The sequence below is a fragment of the Xanthomonas protegens genome (genome assembly GCF_038442435.1).
GTDB lineage: Bacteria > Pseudomonadota > Gammaproteobacteria > Xanthomonadales > Xanthomonadaceae > Xanthomonas_A > Xanthomonas_A sontii.
In genome coordinates this window covers 230,396-251,036 of sequence record NZ_JAQJCQ010000007.1, presented here as the reverse complement: position 1 = coordinate 251,036, position 20,641 = coordinate 230,396, and the positions used below count along the sequence as shown (strand labels likewise).

At 69.8% G+C, this 20,641-nt stretch carries 16 protein-coding genes; 13 read left to right on the top strand and 3 right to left on the bottom strand.

The window, feature by feature from the left end; genetic code table 11:
- Positions 1-303: 303 nt before the first annotated feature.
- Positions 304-2,028 carry an IlvD/Edd family dehydratase gene (locus PIQ37_RS10690; protein ID WP_342073447.1) on the bottom strand — a complete coding sequence of 575 codons (1,725 nt, stop codon included), beginning with the start codon at positions 2,026-2,028 and terminating at the stop codon, positions 304-306.
- 173 nt (positions 2,029-2,201) lie between these two features.
- Here PIQ37_RS10690 and PIQ37_RS10685 point away from each other — a divergent pair, with 173 nt between their 5' ends.
- On the top strand, positions 2,202-2,999 hold the full coding sequence (locus tag PIQ37_RS10685) for an SDR family NAD(P)-dependent oxidoreductase (RefSeq protein ID WP_342073446.1): 798 nt from the start codon (positions 2,202-2,204) through the stop codon (positions 2,997-2,999).
- A gap of 344 nt (positions 3,000-3,343) precedes the next feature.
- Here the strand turns inward: PIQ37_RS10685 and PIQ37_RS10680 are convergent, their stop codons facing one another.
- Complete coding sequence (locus PIQ37_RS10680) at positions 3,344-4,327, bottom strand: LysR substrate-binding domain-containing protein (RefSeq protein WP_342073445.1); 984 nt, start codon at positions 4,325-4,327, stop codon at positions 3,344-3,346.
- Between the two features lie 153 nt (positions 4,328-4,480).
- On the opposite strand from PIQ37_RS10680, the gene araD1 reads away from it, so the two are divergent.
- The 8 genes from araD1 (at position 4,481) to PIQ37_RS10640 (ending at position 13,120) form a co-directional block, all read left to right on the top strand.
- Positions 4,481-5,488: an AraD1 family protein gene (gene araD1 / locus PIQ37_RS10675; protein WP_342073444.1), complete on the top strand. Its 1,008-nt coding sequence runs from the start codon at positions 4,481-4,483 to the stop codon at positions 5,486-5,488.
- Positions 5,489-5,506: 18 nt separating this feature from the next.
- Positions 5,507-6,946 carry an aldehyde dehydrogenase family protein gene (locus PIQ37_RS10670; RefSeq protein ID WP_342073443.1) on the top strand — a complete coding sequence of 480 codons (1,440 nt, stop codon included), beginning with the start codon at positions 5,507-5,509 and terminating at the stop codon, positions 6,944-6,946.
- A gap of 98 nt (positions 6,947-7,044) precedes the next feature.
- Entirely contained in the window at positions 7,045-8,037 is a 993-nt protein-coding gene (locus tag PIQ37_RS10665; protein ID WP_342073442.1) for an ABC transporter substrate-binding protein, read from the top strand.
- Between the two features lie 10 nt (positions 8,038-8,047).
- A complete protein-coding gene (locus tag PIQ37_RS10660; protein ID WP_342073441.1) occupies positions 8,048-9,559 on the top strand; it encodes a sugar ABC transporter ATP-binding protein in 1,512 nt (503 codons plus the stop codon).
- A complete protein-coding gene (locus tag PIQ37_RS10655; RefSeq protein ID WP_342073440.1) occupies positions 9,556-10,611 on the top strand; it encodes an ABC transporter permease in 1,056 nt (351 codons plus the stop codon). The genes PIQ37_RS10660 and PIQ37_RS10655 overlap by 4 nt, the downstream gene beginning before the upstream one ends.
- A complete protein-coding gene (yjfF, locus tag PIQ37_RS10650; RefSeq protein WP_342073439.1) occupies positions 10,608-11,633 on the top strand; it encodes a galactofuranose ABC transporter, permease protein YjfF in 1,026 nt (341 codons plus the stop codon). Before PIQ37_RS10655 ends, yjfF begins: the two co-directional genes overlap by 4 nt.
- 46 nt (positions 11,634-11,679) lie before the next feature.
- Complete coding sequence (locus PIQ37_RS10645) at positions 11,680-12,300, top strand: glutathione S-transferase family protein (protein WP_342073438.1); 621 nt, start codon at positions 11,680-11,682, stop codon at positions 12,298-12,300.
- 100 nt (positions 12,301-12,400) lie between these two features.
- On the top strand, positions 12,401-13,120 hold the full coding sequence (locus PIQ37_RS10640) for a hypothetical protein (RefSeq protein WP_342073437.1): 720 nt from the start codon (positions 12,401-12,403) through the stop codon (positions 13,118-13,120).
- Positions 13,121-13,186: 66 nt separating this feature from the next.
- On the opposite strand, the gene PIQ37_RS10635 is transcribed toward PIQ37_RS10640, so the two are convergent.
- Positions 13,187-14,452 carry a cation:proton antiporter gene (locus tag PIQ37_RS10635; RefSeq protein WP_342073436.1) on the bottom strand — a complete coding sequence of 422 codons (1,266 nt, stop codon included), beginning with the start codon at positions 14,450-14,452 and terminating at the stop codon, positions 13,187-13,189.
- Positions 14,453-14,628: 176 nt separating this feature from the next.
- Between PIQ37_RS10635 and PIQ37_RS10630 the strand changes: the two genes are divergently transcribed.
- The 4 genes from PIQ37_RS10630 (at position 14,629) to PIQ37_RS10615 (ending at position 20,561) form a co-directional block, all read left to right on the top strand.
- Positions 14,629-15,759: a dipeptidase gene (locus PIQ37_RS10630; RefSeq protein ID WP_342073435.1), complete on the top strand. Its 1,131-nt coding sequence runs from the start codon at positions 14,629-14,631 to the stop codon at positions 15,757-15,759.
- A 237-nt stretch (positions 15,760-15,996) separates the two neighbouring features.
- Positions 15,997-17,181 carry a right-handed parallel beta-helix repeat-containing protein gene (locus PIQ37_RS10625; RefSeq protein WP_342073434.1) on the top strand — a complete coding sequence of 395 codons (1,185 nt, stop codon included), beginning with the start codon at positions 15,997-15,999 and terminating at the stop codon, positions 17,179-17,181.
- Positions 17,182-17,740: 559 nt separating this feature from the next.
- Entirely contained in the window at positions 17,741-19,804 is a 2,064-nt protein-coding gene (gene fusA / locus PIQ37_RS10620) for an elongation factor G (RefSeq protein ID WP_342073433.1), read from the top strand.
- Between the two features lie 286 nt (positions 19,805-20,090).
- A complete protein-coding gene (locus PIQ37_RS10615; protein ID WP_342073432.1) occupies positions 20,091-20,561 on the top strand; it encodes a hypothetical protein in 471 nt (156 codons plus the stop codon).
- The last annotated feature ends 80 nt before the right edge of the window (positions 20,562-20,641 follow it).

The window sequence follows — 20,641 nt, the reverse complement described above, 5'->3', positions numbered from 1 at the left end:
GCGCGACGTGGTGTGCGTTCCGATGGCGTAATGCGTCGGGACTGAAGTCCCTCCCCACAGTGGACATGGCGGGCTCGCCGCAAGCTTCTGTAGGAGCGGCTTCAGCCGCGATGGGCTCTACCGGTAGAGCCTGTCGCGGCTGAAGCCGCTCCTACGACATCACGGCGGTGCGTGGCGAAGGTGGCGGTTGGAAGTGGCTTGCAGTCGCGACGTGGGTTATCGGTCACGCCTGTCGCGGCTGAAGCCGCTCCTACGAAATCAAGGTGGATGCATCATCACGGTGGATGCATCTTGCCGCGACCGCTAATGCGAATCGCGCGCCACCGCGTCGCCGCTGCCGCCGACCAGGAAGTCCAGGTCCGCGCCCAGGTGCGCCTGCTGCACGTGCTCCACGTAGAGTTTGCTCCAGCCGCGCGTCGGCGCTGGTGGCGGGGTCCATTCGCTACGCCGGCGCAGCAGTTCCTCGTCGCTGACCTCCAGGTGCAGCGCGCGGCCGGGGACGTCGAGTTCGATAATGTCGCCATTGCGCACCAGCGCCAGGGTGCCGCCGGCGGCGGCCTCCGGCGAGGCGTGCAGCACCACGGTGCCGTAGGCGGTGCCGCTCATGCGCGCGTCGGAGATGCGCACCATGTCGGTGACGCCGGCGCGCAGCAGCTTCGGCGGCAGCGGCATGTTGCCGACCTCGGCCATGCCCGGGTAGCCGCGCGGGCCGCAGTGCTTGAGCACCATGATGCAGTCGGCGTCGATGTCCAGCGCCTCGTCGTCGATGCGCGCCTTGAAATCCTCGATGCTCTCGAACACCACCGCGCGCCCGCGGTGCCGCAACAGGTGCGGCGAGGCCGCCGAGGGCTTGATCACCGCGCCATCGGGCGCCAGGTTGCCGCGCAACACGGCGATGCCGGCCTCCGCGCGGACCGGCGCATCCAGCGGGTGGATCACCTCGCGGTTCCAGCACGGCGCCTGCGCGACGTTCTCGCCCACGGTGCGGCCGTTGACGGTGCGTGCGTCCAGCGCCAGTTCGCTGCCGAGTTCGCGCATCACCGCCGGCAGCCCGCCGGCATAGTAGAAGTCTTCCATCAGGTACTGGCCGGACGGTTTGAGATTGACCAGGCACGGCAGCCGCGAGCCGAGCCGGTCCCAGTCGTCCAGCTGCAGCGGCACACCTACGCGGCCGGCCAGTGCGAGCAGGTGCAGCACCGCATTGGTGGAGCCGCCGATCGCCGCGTTGACCTTGATCGCGTTGGCGAAGGCGTCGGCGGTCAGCACCTGCGACATGCGCAGGGCCTCTTCCACCATCTGCACGATGCGCCGGCCGCTGAGCCGCGCCAGCCGCGCGCGGCGCGCGTCCACCGCCGGGATCGCCGCGTTCTCCGGCAGCGACATGCCCAGCGCCTCGACCATGCTGGCCATGGTCGAGGCGGTGCCCATGGTCATGCAGCTGCCCTTGGAGCGCTGCATGCAGGCCTCGGCCTCGACGAAGTCGTCCTGGCTCAGGGTGCCGGCGCGGACCATCTCCGACATCTCGATCACGCCGGTGCCCGAGCCCAGCGGCTGCCCGCGCCAGTTGCCCGACAGCGAGGGCCCGCCGGACACGCCGATGGTCGGCAGGTCCACGCTGGCCGCGCCCATCAGCAAGGACGGGGTGGTCTTGTCGCAGCCCATCAGCAGCACCACGCCGTCCAGCGGATTGGCGCGGATCGATTCCTCCACGTCCATGCTGGCCAGGTTGCGGAACAGCATCGCGGTGGGGCGCATCTGCGTCTCGCCCAGCGACATCACCGGGAACTCCAGCGGGAACCCGCCGGCCTCGTACACGCCCTTTTTGACGTGCTCAGCCAGTTCGCGCAGGTGGCCGTTGCACGGCGTCAGTTCCGACCAGGTGTTGCAGATGCCGATCACCGGGCGGCCATCGAACATGTCGTGCGGATGGCCGGCGCTCTTGAGCCAGCTGCGGTAGTAGAAGCCCTGCTTGCCTTCGCGCCCGAACCACGCCTGGCTGCGGCGCGGCGGTTTGCTGGGTGAGCCCATGTCGGCGGATTCCTCGAGTCCAGGACGCCGGGATCCGCCTGCGCGCAAGCCGCCCCCGGATGCTTTACGCCGGCGATGCTAGCGGGCATATTGATACGTGAAAAATAGCAAATATCATCGAATGGATATTTGTTTTCATATATCGAAATCCTATCCACCTAGAGCGAAACGGCATGGACAACTCGGCAAGCGCAGCGCCTTCCTCCCTCGGCAACGCAACCTACGGCAGCCTGCGCGGGCGCCGCGTCTTCATCACCGGCGGCGGCTCCGGCATCGGCGCCGCGCTGGTCGAGGCCTTCGCCGCGCAGGGCGCGCAGGTGGCCTTCGTCGATGTCGCGGCCGAGGCCAGCGCCGCGCTGGCCGAGCGCCTGGCCGAGGCCGGCCTGACCGTGCCATGGTGGCGCCTCTGCGATGTCACCGACGTGGCCGCGCTGCAGGCGGCGATCGGCGAGGCGGCGGCCGAGCTGGGCGATTTCCACGTGCTGCTCAACAACGTCGGCAGCGACGATCGCCACGCGCTGGACGCGGTGACGCCGGAGTACTGGGAGCGTTGCGTGTCGATCAACCAGCGGGCCGCGTTCTTCGCGATCCAGGCGGTGGTGCCGGGCATGCAGCGGCTGGGCGGCGGTTCCATCGTCAACCTCGGCTCCACCGGCTGGCAGAGCAAGACCGGCGGCTACCCGGTGTACGCCACCGCCAAGTCCTCGGTGAACGGCCTGACCCGCGGCCTGGCACGCGACCTGGGCGCGGCGCGGATCCGCATCAACGTGCTGACCCCCGGCTGGGTGATGACCGAACGCCAGGTCACCCTGTGGCTGGACGAGGCCGGCGAGCGCGAACTGGCGCGCAACCAGTGCCTGCCGGACAAGGTGATGCCGGAAGACATCGCGCGCATGGCGCTGTTCCTGGCCTCGGACGAGGCGCGCGCGATCACCGCGCAGGAGTTCGTGGTGGATGGTGGCTGGACCTGAGCGGCGCAGGCTTTCCGCTTCACGCGTCGCGGCTGAAGCCGCTCCTACAAACGCTGCACGCCGGTGCGGCGGAGACGTTGTGGGAGAGACTTCAGTCCCGACGCGATCAGCTGTCCTTGGGCCTTGGCGGCGGATTCCCCCATTGCGCGTCGCGGCTGAAGCCGCTCCCACAAAGCGCGGTTTGCTGATGCTGGGTTTGCTGTTGTGCGACGGAGTTCGGCCCCGACGGAGCGCGGTTGCGGAGGGGTTGCCGCTTCGCTTGTCGCGGCTGAAGCCGCTCCTACAAAAAGCCGCGCGCCGGTAAGGGCAGCAGCGTTGTGGGAGGGACTTCAGTCCCGACGCGATCAGCCGTCCGTCGGTAGCGACGGCGCGGTTGTTGCCACGGGGACGCCGTAGACCGCAGTTGCCGCCTCCTGCAGCGCCTGCAGCACGATCCGCGCGCCGGGCGACAGCAGCCAGTCGCGGCGGGTGATCAGGCCGAAGGCGTCCATGCGGCAGGACAGCGCCACCGGCACGATCGCCACGCTGCCGTGGTCGGCGAAATGCCGGGCCACGTCCTCCGGCACCACCGCCAGCGCGTCGCCATGGCGCAGCAGTTGCGGCAGCACCACCAGCGCCGAGGTCTCGATCACCCGCTTGGGCGCTTCCAGCCCGGCGTTCTGGAACATCAGTTCGAAACGGTGGCGCAGCACGCTGCCGTCCGGCGGCACGATCCACGGCGCCTCGGCCAGCAGCGCCAGCGTCGGCGTCGGTGCCGCCAGCAGCGGATGGCCGGGGCGGGCGATGGCGCAGACCTTTTCCTCGGCCAGCGCCTGGTAGTGCAGGTGGCGCTTGTCGTGCCGGGCGAACAGCCGCGCCACCACAATGTCGAGCTTGTTCTGCGCCAGTTGCTCCAGCAGCACGTCGCTGCCGTCCACGCGCAGGCTCACCCGCAGCAGCGGATGCTGCGCGCCGACCTGGGCCAGCGCGGACGGCAGCAGGCTCATCGCCGGCCCGGCGATCGCGCCGACGGCCACGCTACCGGCATAGCCGGCCTTCAGCGCCTCGATCTCGGCGCCGGCTTCGCCAAGGCTGGCCAGGGCGATGCGCGCGTGGCGGATCATCGCCTCGCCGTACCAGGTCGCGCGCATGCCGCGCGGCAGGCGCTCGAACAGCGGCACCGCCAGCATGTCCTCCAGGTCCTTGAGCAGCTTGGACGCGGCCGGCTGCGACATGTTCAAGGTCTCGGCGGCGCGGTGGATGTTGCCTTCCTCCTCGATCGCCAGCAGCAGCATCAATTGCCGGGTCTTCAGGCGGGCGCGGACGAACCAGGGCGGGGCGGCAGGCATGGCGCTCACAGAGATACGAATGTTCGTATACGTTAAGCCAAAACCGATATTTGTTGCATATAGGTCGTCCGGCCAGAATAGCGACGAGCGCTTCGCGTCGCGCATGTCCGGCGTCGCGCGCTGCGCGCCCGCATTCCGACAGGCGACCGATGCATGCGATTGATCCAGTTGCTCGATGACGCAGGCACCCCCGGCGTCGGCGTGGTGGAGGACGACGGCCGCCAGGTGCGGTTGTTGCGCGAGGTGGATTCCACCTACGCGCTGGCCAACGCGGCGCTGGCCGCTGGCAACAGCCTGGACGTCCATGCGCAGCAACTGCGCGGCGAGCGCGTGCTCGACTACGCCGCGCTGCTGGCCACCGGCCGGGTGCTGCCGCCGTTGACCCACCCGGACCCGGCGCATTGCCGCGTCACCGGCACCGGCCTGACCCACCTGGGCAGCGCCGCCACCCGCGACGCCATGCACCAGAACCTGCAGCAGCAGGCGGCGCAGGGCACGCTCACCGATTCGATGAAGATCTTCCAGCTCGGCGTGGAAGGCGGCATCCCGCGCGACGGCCAGCCCGGCGCGCAGCCGGAATGGTTCTACAAGGGCGACGGCAGCACCCTGGTCGCGCCGGGCGCGCCGCTGCCGTCGCCGGACTTCGCCCTGGACGGTGGCGAGGAGCCGGAACTGGTCGGGCTGTACGTGATCGGCGCCGACGGCGTGCCGTACCGGCTCGGCTTCGCGCTGGGCAACGAGTTCTCCGACCACGTCACCGAGCGCCAGAACTACCTGTACCTGGCCCATTCCAAGCTGCGTGCCTGCGCGGTCGGCCCGGAACTGCGCTGCGGCGCGTTGCCGCGCGACCTGCGCGGGCACAGCCGCATCCGCCGCGGCGATGCGGTGATCTGGGAGAAGCCCTTCGTCACCGGCGAGGCCAACATGTGCCATTCGCTGGCCAATCTCGAATACCACCATTTCAAGTACGCCGCGCACCGCGTGCCCGGCGACGTGCACCTGCATTTCTTCGGCACCGCCACGCTGAGCTTCGCCGACGGCGTGCAGGCGCAGCCCGGCGACCGCTTCGAGATCGAACTGCCCGAGTTCGGCGCGGCGCTGGTCAATCCCTTGCAGCGCGTCGACAGCGGATTCGCCCTGGGCGGCGTGCGCGCGCTGTAGAACCGCACGGAGGTAGGCATGACCCGACGTTTCCAGAGCTACATCGACGGCCGCTGGGTGGCCGGCGACGCCGTCGCCCCCGACGAGAATCCGTCCGATCTGTCGGCACCGGTCGGCGAGGCCGGTGGCGTCGATGCGGCCACGGTGCGCGAGGCGATCGCCGCCGCCAACGCGGCGCAGTCGGCCTGGGCCGCCAGCACGCCGCAACAGCGCGCCGACGCGCTGGACGCGGTGGGCAGCGAGATCCTTGCGCGCAAGCAGGAACTGGGCGCGCTGCTGGCCTCGGAAGAGGGCAAGACCCTGCCGGAGAGCATCGGCGAGGCGGCGCGTGCCGGGCAGATCTTCAAGTTCTTCGCCGGCGAGGCCCTGCGCATTCCCGGCGAGACGCTGGCCTCCACCCGGCCCGGGGTCAACGTCGAGATCACCCGCGAGCCGGTCGGCACGGTCGGCATCATCGCGCCGTGGAACTTCCCGCTGGCGATCCCGGCGTGGAAGATCGCGCCGGCGCTGGCCTACGGCAACACCGTGGTGTTCAAGCCGGCGGAGATCGTGCCCGGCTGCGCCTGGGCGCTGGCCGAGATCCTCAGCCGCGCGGGCCTGCCCAACGGCGCGTTCAACCTGGTGCTGGGCAGCGGCAGCACGGTCGGCCAGGCGCTGGTCGGCGAGCGCGGCATCGATGCGCTGAGCTTCACCGGCTCGGTGCCCACCGGCAACCGGCTGTTGCGCCAGGCCGCCGAGCGCGGGCTGAAGATCCAGTTGGAGATGGGCGGCAAGAATCCGCTGGTGGTGCTGGCCGATGCCGACCTGGACCTGGCGGCGGAGATCGCGGTCAACGGCGCGTATTTCTCCACCGGCCAGCGCTGCACCGCGTCGAGCCGGCTGATCGTCGAACGCGCGGTGCACGACGACTTCGTCGCACGTGTGCGCACGCGCCTGGCCGCACTGAAGATCGGCCATGCGCTGGAGCCGGGCGTGGACATCGGCCCGGTCGCCAGCGCCAGCCAGTTCGAGCAGGACCGCGACTACCTGCGCATCGCGCGCGAGGAAGGCGCCGAACTGCTCTACGGCGGCGAGGCGCTGGAGTGCGCGCACCGCGGCTACTACCTGCGCCCGGCGCTGGTCGCAGCACAGCCGCAGCATCGCATCGCCCGCGAGGAAGTGTTCGGTCCGGTCGCCGCGGTGCTGGTGGCCGACGACTACGAGCATGCGCTGGCCCTGGCCAACGACACCGAATTCGGCCTGTGCGCCGGCATCGCCACGCGCTCGCTGAAGCACGCCACGCATTTCAAGCGGCATGCGCAGGCGGGCATGGTGATGGTCAACCTGCCCACCGCCGGTGTCGACCCGCACGTGCCGTTCGGCGGACGCAAGGCGTCCAGCTATGGCCCGCGCGAGCAGGGCCGGTATGCGGTGGAGTTCTACACCACGGTCAAGACCGCCTATACGTCCGCACCATGAATTGATCGAATCAGCGCACGCCGGCCTGGGAGGGTGGGCGGCGCGTCGCGGCCCCCGGGCTGCGTCCGCCGCCAGCGTGCCATCAACGAGGAGGGGCTATGCAGAAGCACACGTCGGGAATGCGGGCGCTGGGAATCGCAGCGCTGCTGGGCATGGCGCTGGCCGCCTGTTCCGGCGGCGGCAAGGAGGCGGGCAAGGCGCCCGGGCAACTCACCGTCGGCTTCAGCCAGGTCGGCGCCGAGAGCGAATGGCGCACCGCCAACACCGCCTCGATCAAGCAGGCCGTCGCCGACGCCGGCATGAAGCTGAAGTTCTCCGACGCGCAGCAGAAGCAGGAGAACCAGATCAAGGCGCTGCGCTCGTTCATCGCCCAGCGCGTGGACGTGATCGCGTTTTCGCCGGTGGTGGAGTCGGGCTGGGAGACGGTGCTGCGCGAGGCCAAGGCCGCGCAGATCCCGGTGGTGCTCACCGACCGTGCGGTGAAGGTGTCCGACGACAGCCTCTACGTCACCCTGATCGGCTCGGATTTCGTCGAGGAAGGGCGCAAGGCGGCGCGCTGGCTGGTCGAGCGCTCGCCGCTGAAGGACGGCGACAGGCCGGTGCGCATCGTCGAACTGCAAGGCACGGTGGGATCGGCGCCGGCGATCGATCGCATGCGTGGCTTCAAGGAAATCCTGGCAGCGCATCCGCGTTTCCAGATCGTGCGCTCGCAAAGCGGCGACTTCACCCGCGCCAAGGGCAAGGAAGTGATGGAGGCGTTCCTGAAGGCGGAGGGGCGCAACATCGACGTGCTCTACGCACACAACGACGACATGGCGATCGGTGCGATCCAGGCGATCGAGGAAGCCGGGCTGAAGCCGGGCAAGGACATCCTGGTGATCTCGGTGGACGGAGTGAAGGGCGCGTTCGAGGCGATGCAGGCCGGCAAGCTCAACGTCACTGTCGAATGCAATCCGCTGCTCGGCCCGCAACTGGTCCAGGCCATTCGCGACCTCAAGGCCGGCAAGCCGCTGCCCAAGCGCATCGTGGTGGAGGAGTCGGTGTACACCCAGGACCAGGCCGCGGCCGAACTGCCCAAGCGCAAGTACTGAGGCCGCGCGCATGCATCCGCTGGTGCTGGAGGCGCAGGGACTGAGCAAGGCCTATGCCGGCGTGGCCGCGCTGGAGGACGTGGCGCTGCGTTTGTGCGGCGGCGAGATCCACGCGTTGATGGGCCAGAACGGCGCCGGCAAGTCGACCCTGATCAAGCTGTTGACCGGCGTGACGGCCGCCGACGCCGGGCGCATCGCGCTGGACGGCGCCGTGGTCGCGCCGGCGTCGCCGCAGCAGGCGCAACGGCTGGGCATCAGCACCGTGTACCAGGAGGTGAACCTGTGCCCGAACCTGTCGGTGGCCGAGAACCTGTTTGCCGGCCGCTATCCGCTGCGCGGCTGGCCGCGGCGCATCGACTGGCGCCGGGTCGAGCGCGAGGCCGAAGCCGCACTGCATCACCTGGGCATCGCCATCGACGTGCGGCGCGCGCTGGGCAGCTATCCGGTGGCGGTGCAGCAGATGGTGGCGATCGCACGTGCGGTCGGCGTGTCGGCGCGGGTGCTGATCCTCGACGAACCGACCTCCAGCCTCGATGAAGGCGAGGTGGCAGAATTGTTCCGGGTGATGCGCGCGCTGCGCGAGACCGGCATGGCGATCCTGTTCGTCACTCACTTCCTGGACCAGGTGTATGCGGTGGCTGACCGCATCAGCGTGCTGCGCAATGGCCGCCTGGTCGGCGAATACACGCCCGATGCGCTGCCCGCGCCGCAGTTGGTCGCGACGATGGTCGGGCGCGCGCTCGACCCGGCCAGCGCCGCGGCCGCCGCGGTGCGCGCAGCGCCGCCCGAACACGCTGCGCCGCTGCTGCACGCGCAGGGGCTGGGCCGGCGCGGCCAGTTGCAGCCGGTCGACCTGCAATTGCGCCAAGGCCAGGTGCTGGGCCTGGCCGGCCTGCTCGGCGCCGGCCGTACCGAATTGGCGCGGCTGCTGTTCGGGCTGGACCGCGCCGATCGCGGCCGCGTGGCGATCGACGGCCGTGCCGTGGCGCTGCGCGGCCCGCCCGACGCGATCGCCCACGGCCTGGCGCTGTGCCCGGAAGAACGCAAGACCGAGGGCATCGTCGCCGAGCTGTCGGTGCGCGAGAACATCGTGCTGGCCCTGCAGGCGCGCCTGGGCCTGCGCCGTTTCCTGGCGCCGGCCGAGCAGGTGCGCATCGCGCAGGGCTACGTCGACGTGCTGGGGATCAAGACCGCGAGCCTGGAGACGCCGGTGGGGCTGCTGTCCGGCGGCAACCAGCAGAAGGTGGTGCTGGCGCGCTGGCTGGCGACGCGGCCGCGCCTGCTGATCCTCGACGAACCCACCCGCGGCATCGACATCGCCGCCAAGCAGGACATCATGACCCGGATCCTGGCCTTGGCCCGCGAGGGCATGGCAGTGCTGTTCATCTCCGCCGAGGTCGCCGAGCTCGCGCGCATCGCCGACCGCATCGCGGTGCTGCGCGAACGCCGCCTGGTCGGCGAACTGCCCGGCGGCTGCGGCGAGCGTGCGATCTTCGACCTCATCGCCGGGAGCGCGGCATGAGCGCCGCCGCCACGCCCGAGACCACTGCATCGCGCTGGCCGGCGCGGCTGCGCGCGCATCCGCTGTTCTGGCCGCTGGCGACGCTGGCGGTGCTGCTGCTCGGCAATGGCCTGTTCGACCCCGGCTTCATGAGCCTGCAATGGCGCGACGGCCACCTGTACGGCAGCCTGGTCGACATCGGCAACCGCGCCGCGCCGCTGGCGCTGGTGGCGATGGGCATGACCCTGGTGATCGCGGTGCGCGGCCTGGACATCTCGGTTGGCGCGGTGGTGGCGATCGCCGCGACGGTGGCGGCCTGGATGATCGGCGGCGGCGAACACAGTCGCTTCCCATTGTGGGGAGTGCTGCTGGCGCCGTTGCTGGTGGCGGCGCTGTGCGGGCTGTGGAACGGGCTGCTGGTGGTCAAGGTCGGCATGCAGCCGATCATTGCCACGCTGATCCTGATGGTGGCCGGGCGCGGCATCGCGCAGCTGATCGGCGACGGACAGATCCTCACCATCTACTACCCACCGTATTTCTATCTCGGCAACGGCTTCCTGCTCGGCCTGCCGTTCGCCTTGTTCGTGGTCGCGGCGGTGTTCGTGGTGTTGCAGCTGCTGCTGGGGCGCACCGCGCTGGGCCTGTTCGTGCGTGCCATCGGCCACAACCCGCGGGCGGCGCGGGTGGCGGGTGTGCGTGCGCGGCTGATCGCGGTGCTGCTGTACGTGTTCTGCGCGTTCAGCGCCGGCCTCGCCGGGTTGCTGATCAGCTCCAACGTCAAGAGTGCCGACGCCAACAACGCCGGGCAGCTGATGGAACTGGACGCGATCCTCGCGGTCACCCTGGGCGGCACGCTGCTCGATGGCGGGCGCTTCAGCCTGGCCGGCAGCGTGATCGGCGCGCTGATCATTCAGACCCTGACCGCGACCATCTACGCCTTCGGCGTGCCGGCGCAGGTCACCATGCTGATCAAGGCGCTGCTGGTGTTCGCGGTGATGCTGCTGCAGTCTCCGACCTTCCGCGCCCACCTGCGCGGCTGGATCCGGCTGCCGCCGCCGCAGGTGCGGCCATGAGCGCGGCGGCGCCACGTGTGGCCGGGCCCGGCCTGCGCAAGGCAGCGGGCCTGCTGCAGGGCGCGCGCCTGCCGCTGGCGATCACCGTGGCGCTGTTCGTGGCCATGCTGGCGGCCGGCGGCGTGCTCTACGACGGCTTCCTGGCGCCGCAGGTGCTGGCCAATCTGCTGATCGACAACGCCTTCCTGTGCATTGCTGCGGTGGGCATGAGCCTGGTGATCCTCAGCGGCGGCATCGACCTGTCGGTGGGCGCGGTGCTGGCCTTCGCCACGGTGCTGTCGGCGTCCCTGGTCGAGCGCCACGGCTGGTCGCCGTTGGCGGCGATTCCGCTGGTGCTGCTGCTTGGCAGCGTGTTCGGTGCCGGCATGGGCCTGCTGATCCAGCGCTACCGCCTGCAGCCGTTCGTGGTGACCCTGGCCGGCATGTTCCTGGCGCGTGGCGCCAGCACGCTGATCAGCGTCGACTCGATTTCGATCACCGACCCGCTGTACACCGCGATCGCGCAGGCGCGGCTGCCGCTGGGCGGTGGCGCGTCGCTGTCGGTCGGTGCGCTGGTCGCGCTGGCGATGGTGGCGCTGGGCATGTGGCTGACCCAGTGCACCCGCTTCGGCCGCTGCGTGTACGCGCTCGGCGGCAGCGAGGCCTCGGCGCGGCTGATGGGCCTGCCGGTTGAAGCGACGCAGGTGCGCGTCTACGCCTTCAGCGGCTTCTGCTCGGCGCTGGCCGGCGTGGTGTGCACGTTCTACATGCTGTCCGGCTACAGCCTGCATGCGCAGGGCCTGGAACTGGACGCCATCGCCGCGGTGGTGATCGGCGGCACCCTGCTCGCCGGCGGCAGCGGCTACGTGATCGGCACCTTGTTCGGCGTGCTGATCCTGGGCGCGATCCAGACCCTGATCGTGTTCGACGGCACGCTCAGCTCGTGGTGGACGCGGATCGTGATCGGCGGCCTGCTGCTGCTGTTCTGCCTGTTGCAGCGGCTGCTGACCCGGCGCCTGCCGCAGGGTGCGGCGAGCGAGTGAGCGGCACGGCGGCGTAGAATTCGGCAACCGCAACCGGAGCGCCGACATGCTGACCATCTGGGGCCGCCACAATTCGAGCAACGTGCGCAAGGTGCTGTGGTGCGCCGAAGAGATCGGCCTGGCCTACACCTCCATCGAGGTCGGCGGCGCGTTCGGCGGCAACGATCAGCCGGCCTATCGCGCGCTCAATCCCAATGGCCTGGTGCCGGCGATCGAGGACGATGGCCTGGCGCTGTGGGAATCCAATGCCATCGTCCGCTACCTGGCCGCGCGCTACGCGCCGGGAACGCTTTATCCGCAGGATCCGGTGCTGCGCGCGCAGGGCGACAAGTGGATGGACTGGACCACCTCGCGCTTCGCCGGTGCCTTCCGCGATCTGTTCTGGGGTGTGCTGCGCACCGCGCCGGAAAAGCGCGACGCCGCCAGGATCGCCGCCGCGCTGGAACAATCGGCCGAGCTGTTGCACACCGCCGACGCCGCACTGTCACAACAGCCCTGGCTGTCGGGCGAGCACTTCGCCATGGGCGACATCCCGCTGGGCAGCTTCGCCTATGCCTGGTTCGAGATGCCCATCGAACGCCCGGCGCTGCCGCACCTGCACGCCTGGTACCAGCGTCTGCAGCAGCGCCCGGCCTATCGCAAGGGCGTGATGACGGCGCTGACCTGAGTGCGGCGTTCCCGGCGGGGGAGGGTGCCGTCGCGGCGGTGGCCATGCCCGTCGACGGCTCGCGCGCTCGCTCCCACCTGACGGCAAGGAGCCGCCACCCGTGATCGAACCTCCCAAGATCGTGCTCTGCATTCCCGGCCCATGGCCGGATCGCGCCGACCTGCTCGCGCGCATCGTCCAGGAAAGCGGCGGCTATCTGTTCGCGGGGCAGGTGCTGATGCACATGGACAGCGGCCAGGCGTGCGAACTGCAGCACGAGCCGCACGATGCGCGCATGGCCGCCGCGTTCGCTGCCGCCGGGCCGCACTGGCGCGGCTCGGCCGATATGGCGCGCATCGGCACGCATGCGTCGGTCGTCTACCTGATCGGTGCCGGCGGCTCGCGGGTGCGTGCGGAGACGATGATGCGCGCGGCCGCGGCGTTGCTGGACGCCGGCGGCCTGGGGGTGAAGGTGGAAAGCAGCGGCGTCGCCCACAGCCCCGCCGACTGGCGGCAGCTGTGCGCGGACCTGTCGCTGGGCAGCGCCCACCGCGCCTATGTGCTGAATATCACCGGCGAGCAGGTCCATTCCTGCGGCATGCACCAGTTCGGCATGAAGGACGCGATCGTCGCGGCGCAGGCGGCATCCGACCCGGTCGGCCTGCTGCACACCTTCACCTGCTACCTGTTCAACGAGGCGCCCGACGTGCGCGAGGGCCATACCTTCTCGGTCGCGGCGGACGCGCCGCGCTATCGGCTCCAGGCCGAGCCTTGTACCCAGTTCCAGTCCGGCGACCTGTTCGCCAATCCCTATGGACTGTGGCGGCTGACGCCGCTGTGACCGCGCGTTTCTTCCCGCATCCGTGTACGCCGAGTAGGCGCTGCCGTCGTCGAACGCCTGCGTGCGTCAGGGGCGTCCGCCCGCCACTGCCGGCAGCGCGTCGCCGCCCGCGCGGCGCATCACCCAGTTGAACAGCGGGGTGGCCATCAGCGTGGAGGTGATGGCCATCAGCACCAGGATCGAGAACAGGCCCTGTTCGATCACCCCGGCCTGCAGGCCGATATTGATGATGATCAGCTCCATCAGGCCGCGCGCGTTCATCAGCGCGCCGATCGCCATCGCATTGCGGTTGGTCTCGCCGCTGATCCGCGCCGCGGCCCAGCAGGCGATGCCCTTGCCCAGGAACGAGGCCAGCAGCACGGCGCCGGCGGCCAGCAGGATCTGCGGGTCCAGCAGCACGCTCAGCTCGGTCTTGAGCCCGGAGAAGGTGAAGAACATCGGCAGCAGGAACACCACCACGAACGGCTGCAACTGCTCGCGCAGCTTCTCGGTCAACGCGCCCTTGGGCAGGCAGGCGCCGAGCAGGAAGCCGCCGAACACCGCGTGGATGCCGATCGCGTCCATCGCCCAGGCGCTGACGCAGAACAGCATCAGCACCACCGCCAGCACCCCGGCGCTCAGCGGCTGGTCGGGGCGCACGTGGTCGGCCAGGCGGCGCAGCCAGTGACGGCCGACCAGCAGCATGAACAGCGCGTAGCCCACGCCGCCGCCGATCGCCAGATAGGCGCTGCCCCAGCTGCCGCCGAAGCTGGCCAGCACCACCGCGAGGATGCACCAGGCCGCGGCGTCGTCGACCGCGCCGGCGGTCAACGCCAGCGTGCCCAGCGGGCTGCCGGTGAGGCCGCGCTCGTGGATGATCCGCGCCAGCATCGGGAAGGCGGTGATGGCGATGGCCGCGCCCAGGAACAGCGAGGTCTCCAGCAGCTTGGCCTTGGCCGAGAAAAGCCCGTGCACGTGCAGCAGCCACGGCGCCAGCACGAAGGCGAGCACGAACGGCACGGCGATGCCGGCCAGCGACACGCCCATCGCGCTGCGGTAGCGCGTACGGAAGTGCTCGCCGCGGAAATCGGTGCCGACCAGGAACATGTACAGGCCCACGCCGAATTGCGCGGCCACGTACAGCATGTCCAGGGTCGGCTTGGGGAACAGCGCCTGCTGCAGCTCCGGCAGCAGCGCGCCGAACAGCGACGGCCCCAGCGCCACGCCGGCGATCATCTCGCCGACCACCTGCGGCTGGCCCAGGCGCCTGGCCAGCAGGCCGACCAGGCGGCATACCAGCAGGATCACCGCCGCCTGCAGGAAGAAATACACCGACATCTGCGGGGTGGTCATGGGCGGCCGTCCTGGAAGTGTCGGCGGATGATAGGAGGCCGGGGCGACGAAATCCATGCGGCCACGCCTCGCATGGTGGGGCGGGGCGCGTTTGCGGTATGGTGCCTGGCGCGCGCATGGCGCAGGCCGTACACGCAGGCGGGCCGACACCGCAGGACGCACCGGGGAGCGAAGCGATGAGCAAGGGATGGACGCGGCGACAATGCCTGGGCGCCGCTGCCGCAGGCGCAGTGGCCGGCGTGCTGCCCGGGGCCGCCATCGCGGGCGGCGCCGCTGCCGGTGCGCACGATGCCGACGCGCTGTACCGGCGTGCGCTGGTGCTCGACGCCAACGCCCTGGCCTCGATCGGGCAGGTGTTCGATGGCCCGGATGCACCGCAGCTGTTGCAGCAATTGCGCGACTCCGGCGTGTCCGCGCTGAAGACCACGCTGGGCGGTGCGGCCGGCGACTTCGAGACCGCCGTGCAGGACATCGCCGCCGCGCAGGCGCTGGTCGAGCGCTATCCCCAGCATTTCCTCAAGGTGCTGCAGCCGGCCGACCTGCGCCGCGCCAAGCGCGAGGGACGCGTCGCGCTGATCTTCTCCTTCGAGTCGGCAGCGATGCTGGAGGACAAGCCCGCGCGCATCGACATGTTCCGCCAGCTCGGCGTGCGGGTCATGCAACTGACCTACAACCGCACCACGCCGTTCGGCGTGGGCTGCCTGGACGGCGACACGGGCGGCGTCACCGCGCTCGGCCGCGACGCCATCGCGCGCATGAACCGGCTCGGCGTGGCGCTGGATCTCAGCCATTGCAACCTGCAGACCACCCGCGACGGCATTGCCCTGTCGCAGCGCCCGCCGGTCATCACCCATGCCGGCTGCGCCGCGGTGTTCGCGCATCCGCGCAACAAGCAGGATGCGGAGCTGCGCGCGCTGGCCGACAAGGGCGGAGTGATGGGCGTGTACATGCTGCCGTTCCTGACCGAGGACAGCCGCCAACCGCAGCTGGCCGACTACCTGCACCACCTGCAGCACGCACTGGACGTGTGCGGCGAGGACCATGTCGGCATCGGCACCGATTCGCTGTTCTTCCCGATCACCGAGCAGGACCGGCGCGCCTTCGAGGAAGACCTGTTGCAGCGCCGTCGCGACGGCATCGGCGCCCCGGGCGAGAACCGTCTGCCCTACCTGCCCGACGCCAATACCCCGCGCAAGCTCGAACGCGTCGCCGACGCACTGCTGCGCCAGGGCTATGCCACCCGTGTCGCCGACAAGGTGCTGGGCCTGAACTTCGCGCGGGTGTTCGGCGAGATCTGGAGCGTGTGACGCTGTCGGGCCAGGGGGGGGCGCGCAGCGGGCTGTCCGGCGCAATCGCGATTGCGTTCGCTGACGGGTGCCGGCTGAAACTTTTTTCGGGTCAGATGCGATGCCGCCCATGCGGCGTTTCGCCAACCCGCTTCTTCACCAAAACGAGAGATGGACATGCAACAGCATTCGGATGGACAGCGTCCTGCGGCGGGAATGTCGCGCCGTGATTTTTCCCGCTTCGTGGGACTGGGCGGCATGGCCGGAGTCGCGGCGCTCGCCGGCGTGGACGTGGCCGGCGCCAACACCAGCACCACGCAGGCGGCGGCGCCTTCTCCCATCGTCAACGTCAAGGATTTCGGCGCGGTCGGCGATGGCGCGACCAACGACCAGCCGGCGATCCAGGCGGCCCTGGACAGCGTGGGCACCAACGGCGGCTACGTGTTTTTCCCCGCCGGTTCCTATCGGGTCGATTTTCCGCTGTTCGTGAAGAGCAAGGTCAATAGTGCGGCGGGTTTCGTGGTGGCCGGCTCCGGACAGAACTGCGCCATTCGCGCCGGCGACAACTTCCCGGCCAACGTGGCCCTGGTCTACGTGCTCGGCGGCAACGCCGCGTTGTTCGACCTGGGACTGGATGGCATGAACCGCGCGCAGAACGGCGTGGAATACGCCTACTCCGCGCCGGATCGCCCGGACGACCGTACCATCCTGATCCGTGGCGTGGCGTTCTCGCGCTTCCTGTCCAACGGCTTCCACTGCGTCGGCGGCGAGGGCTATCAGATCCGCGAATGCTTCTTCAATTCCATCGGCGACTACGCGGTCTACAACCGCGACGGCGGCATCAACTCGTTCGTCGAGGGCAATTACATGCTTGGCTGCGGGGGCGTCTATCTGGGGTCCACGTCGGCGCAGCCGGAGGGCGTCAGGATCGTCAACAATTCCATTCTCGCCTCCGCCGGTGCGGGCATCGGCGTCTACGTCGACCACGGCCTGGAGATCAACATCTCGCACAACGTGATCGACCAGGTCAAGGTGGCCTCGGTGCAGATCACCAACAACAGTTCCTACGTCAAATGCATCGGCAATTGGCTGTCGGGGCCGCCCGGCACGGTGGTGTGCTCGCTGAGCCAGGATGCCAACTCGATCACTTTCGCCGACAACACCTTCGAGGGCGGCGATTTCCAGTTGTCCGTGGTCTCCGACACCGTCGGCCGCATCCACGACATCACCGTCCACAACAACATCTTCAACAACACGCGCGACACGGCGATGTTCTTCAACAACATTTCCAGGGTCAGCATCATCGGCAACCATTGCCGCTCGAGCGGCAAGGAATCCTTGTTCTGGGGCGGCGGCCAGTACGGCGTGGCGATGGGTAATGTGCTCTGGAAGGGCCCGAACGCCGCGGCCGGTTTGGTACAGAACACCAACATCGGCTGGTGATGCGTGCGTCGCGTCGGTGCCGGCAGAGGCATCTGCCGCATCGGCGCGGCGCCCGGGGGCGGCGCGACTGTAAGGTCCGGCCCCATGGCGCTGGATGGGCATGCACGGCAGGGTGCTTCCGTACCGTCGGCAGAGCATCCATCCACGCCAGCGTTGCACGCAGCGCTTCTGACCGTTCCAGCGGCACCGCGCCGCCCGCATTGACCGGGCCCTCGCACAGGTTCAGACTTGCGGCCACATTTCCACCCGAACGTCCACGCCGCCATGGCCCGCGCACCGCTGCTGATATTGCCCAACGCCCTGCGCGTCAGCGCAGGCCGGGTGCGCCTGCCTGAAGGAGTGGTCGACGCCGTGCGCTAACGCCGGCCATCGCCGATCCGCCGCAGACAAGCACCCGATGGGTGCTTTTTTATTGCCTGTTTTTCGCTGTTCCACCGTTCCGACACGCCAAGGAGAACGTGCCATGCACTACGCCGCCGAACCCGAAACCTAGCCGCATGCCCGCCTCGCCAACCGGGGCATGCGGCGTCCCCAGTGTTGGCAATGCGGAATCTCTCTCATGAACACGAACACCCTTTCCCGCTGGCGCAATCTCGGCATCATCGCCCATATCGACGCCGGCAAGACCACCCTCACCGAACGCCTGTTGTGGGCTGCCGGTGCGATCCATCGTGTGGGCGAAGTCCACGACGGTGCCGCCACCACCGATTTCTCGGACATCGAACGCGCGCGCGGCATCAGCATCGGTGCGGCCGCGGTGCAGGTGCAGTGGGCGCCGCGCGAGCAGCCGGCGCATCGCCTGACCCTGATCGACACTCCCGGACACATCGATTTCGCGATCGAGGTGGAACGTTCGCTGCGCGTGCTCGACGGCGCGGTCGCGGTGTTCTCCGCGGTCGACGGCGTGCAGCCGCAGTCGGAAACCGTTTGGCGGCAAGCGCGTCGCCACGGCGTGCCGATGCTCGCGTTCGTCAACAAGATGGACCGTGCCGGTGCCTCGTTCGACGGCGTGCTGGCGCAGTTGCGCAGCAAGCTCGATGCGACGGTCTGGGCGGTCGGCGTACCGGTGCTGGGCGACTCCGGCTTCGACGGCTGGAGCGATCTGGTCGGCGGCCGCCTGCTGACCTGGGACGACGAGGGGCACCTGCACGCGCGCGCCTGGCAGGCCGAGGAGGCGGCCGCGTTCGCGGACGCGCGCGAGCAGTTGATCGCCGCGGTGGCCGAGCACGACGAGGCGCTGGCGCAGGCCTATCTCGAGGAATGCGCGATCGACGCCGAATTGCTGCGCGCCGCCGTGCGCCGTGCCACCCTGGCCGGCGCCGGCGTGCCGGTGCTGGCCGGCTCGGCGTTCAAGCGCAAGGGCATCGAGCCGTTGCTGGACGCGATCGTCGACTGGCTGCCGTCGCCGTTGGACCGCCCGCCGGTCGCCGCCCGGGCCGACGCGGACACCGATGTCGGTGCCGGGGACGGACCCGACACCTTGCTGGCGCCGGATCCGTCCGGTCCGCTGGCGGCGCTGGTGTTCAAGTTCGCGCATACCGCGCAGGGGCCGCTGGCGTTCGTGCGCGTGTATTCGGGCACCTTGCGCGTCGGCGACACGGTGTGGACGTCGCATGCGCGGCGTCCGCGCCGGGTCGGGCGGCTGGCGGTGGTGCAGGCGCAGCGCACCCACGACGTGGCGCAGGCGCAGGCCGGCGAGATCGTTGCCGTGCTCGGCTGGAAGGACGCGGTCAGCGGCGAGACGCTCAGTGGCGTGCAGGCGCGGTGGGTGCTGGAACGCATCCGCACGCAACCGCCGGTGTTGGCGTGGCGGCTTGGCGCGGCCAATGCGGCCGACCTGGTGCGGCTGGGCCAGGGCCTGGCGCGGTTGGCGCAGGAGGATCCGTCCTTCCGCGTCGACAGCGATCCGGAGACCGGCGAAGCGGTGATCTGGGGCATGGGCGAGCTGCACCTGGAGGTGATGGTGGAGCGCTTGCGCAGCGAGTGGCACGTGGACGTGCGCACCGGCGCGCCGCGCGTGGCCTACCAGGAAACGCCGCGCACGGCTGCGCTGGGCGTGGCGGCGCGGCTGTCCAAGCAGAACGGCGGCCAGGGCCAGTTCGCGCAGGTGGTGCTGGATGTGCTGCCGCGGGCGGACGGTGCGGTCACCTTCGTTGACCGCAGTCGCGGCGGGGTGGTGCCGAAGGCCTTCGTCGCCGCCACCGAGAAGGGTGCGCGTGCGGCGCTGGCGCAAGGCCCGCTCGGCCATCCGGTGGTCGGCGTGGAGGTGGTGCTGGTCGATGGCCAGGCGCATGCGGTGGATTCGTCGGACCTGGCGTTCCAGCGCGCGGCTTCCGACGCGGTGAAGGCGGCGCTGGCGCAGGCCGGCACGTTGCTGCTGGAGCCGGTGATGGCGGTGGCGATCGATGCGCCTGCGCACAGCGTCGGCGACGTGCTCGGCGATCTGCAGCGGCGCGAGGGACGCGTCGTGGCGATCGAAGAGCGCGGCTCCCGCGCCGAGGTGGTCGCGCAGGCGCCATTGGCGCAACTGCAGGCCTATGCCACCGCGTTGCGTTCGCTGACCCAGGGACGGGCATCGGCGAGCATGACCTTCGACGGCTATGCGCCGGTCAAGGCCGCGTGAGCCGCATTGCCATCTGGCAATGCGGCAGGAGGACGAGGAGCCGGTTCGCCGGCTCCTCTTTTTTTGCGCGCGGATTTTCTAGCGACGGCGACACGGCGGCGCACACGCCAATGGGGCGCCGATGGTGTTCTGGATCCGCAGGGGCCACGCGCCATGGTGTTTGCTTTGTGTCCTCCGATTTGCCTGACGACGCCCCGCGACGCTGCGTGCGCCATGCCGATGCGCGGTGCTTGCGTCGACGCCGCGATCCAGGCTTCATAGCCGGCCCCGATCGCCGGAGCCGCCCATGCATCGCCGTCTTGCCCTGCTGACCTTGTTCGCCCTGTCGCCGGTACTCGCCGCGGCGCAGCCGCCGGGATGCCGGACGCCGTTGCAGGTGGCCGAGGGTCTGTTCCGGGCGCGCGATGTCGATTGGCAGCCGCAGAACCTGGAGAAGCTGCTGACGCCGCCCTTCGCCCAGGCGCTCCAGGCCGACCGGCGCTGCGCCAGGCGCGATGGCAGGTGCCGGCTGGACTTCGCCCCATGGACCGATGCCCAGGACGGGCAACTGCAGAGCGCGCCGAGATTCACTCTGGTCTCCGGTGGCGCGCAGGCCACGGTGGTGGAGGTGCGGATGGATTACCGGCGCACGCTCAGCGGCGCCGGCTCGGTCAAGATCGAACTGCAGCGCCGCGGCAACGGCTGCTGGGCGGTCAGCGATCTGATCGCGCCGGATGGACAATCGCTGTTCGCGCTGCTGACCGACGCGCAGGACTAGGTGCGTAGCGCGTCGCGCCGCATAGGAGTCCAAATCCCTTTTGTAGGAGAGCGGCTTGTGCGCCGTGCGGATGTACGCAT

Excerpts from the sequence above, each read along its gene's own strand:
- PIQ37_RS10635 (WP_342073436.1), bottom strand. The coding sequence starts at position 14,452 with ATGACCACCCCGCAGATGTCGGTGTATTTCTTCCTGCAGGCGGCGGTG.
- PIQ37_RS10660 (WP_342073441.1), top strand. The coding sequence starts at position 8,048 with ATGCATCCGCTGGTGCTGGAGGCGCAGGGACTGAGCAAGGCCTATGCC.
- yjfF (WP_342073439.1), top strand. The coding sequence starts at position 10,608 with ATGAGCGCGGCGGCGCCACGTGTGGCCGGGCCCGGCCTGCGCAAGGCA.
- PIQ37_RS10680 (WP_342073445.1), bottom strand. The coding sequence starts at position 4,327 with ATGCCTGCCGCCCCGCCCTGGTTCGTCCGCGCCCGCCTGAAGACCCGG.
- araD1 (WP_342073444.1), top strand. The coding sequence starts at position 4,481 with ATGCGATTGATCCAGTTGCTCGATGACGCAGGCACCCCCGGCGTCGGC.
- PIQ37_RS10645 (WP_342073438.1), top strand. The coding sequence starts at position 11,680 with ATGCTGACCATCTGGGGCCGCCACAATTCGAGCAACGTGCGCAAGGTG.
- PIQ37_RS10665 (WP_342073442.1), top strand. The coding sequence starts at position 7,045 with ATGCAGAAGCACACGTCGGGAATGCGGGCGCTGGGAATCGCAGCGCTG.
- fusA (WP_342073433.1), top strand. The coding sequence starts at position 17,741 with ATGAACACGAACACCCTTTCCCGCTGGCGCAATCTCGGCATCATCGCC.
- PIQ37_RS10690 (WP_342073447.1), bottom strand. The coding sequence starts at position 2,028 with ATGGGCTCACCCAGCAAACCGCCGCGCCGCAGCCAGGCGTGGTTCGGG.
- PIQ37_RS10655 (WP_342073440.1), top strand. The coding sequence starts at position 9,556 with ATGAGCGCCGCCGCCACGCCCGAGACCACTGCATCGCGCTGGCCGGCG.
- PIQ37_RS10670 (WP_342073443.1), top strand. The coding sequence starts at position 5,507 with ATGACCCGACGTTTCCAGAGCTACATCGACGGCCGCTGGGTGGCCGGC.
- PIQ37_RS10685 (WP_342073446.1), top strand. The coding sequence starts at position 2,202 with ATGGACAACTCGGCAAGCGCAGCGCCTTCCTCCCTCGGCAACGCAACC.
- PIQ37_RS10625 (WP_342073434.1), top strand. The coding sequence starts at position 15,997 with ATGGCCGGAGTCGCGGCGCTCGCCGGCGTGGACGTGGCCGGCGCCAAC.
- PIQ37_RS10630 (WP_342073435.1), top strand. The coding sequence starts at position 14,629 with ATGAGCAAGGGATGGACGCGGCGACAATGCCTGGGCGCCGCTGCCGCA.
- PIQ37_RS10615 (WP_342073432.1), top strand. The coding sequence starts at position 20,091 with ATGCATCGCCGTCTTGCCCTGCTGACCTTGTTCGCCCTGTCGCCGGTA.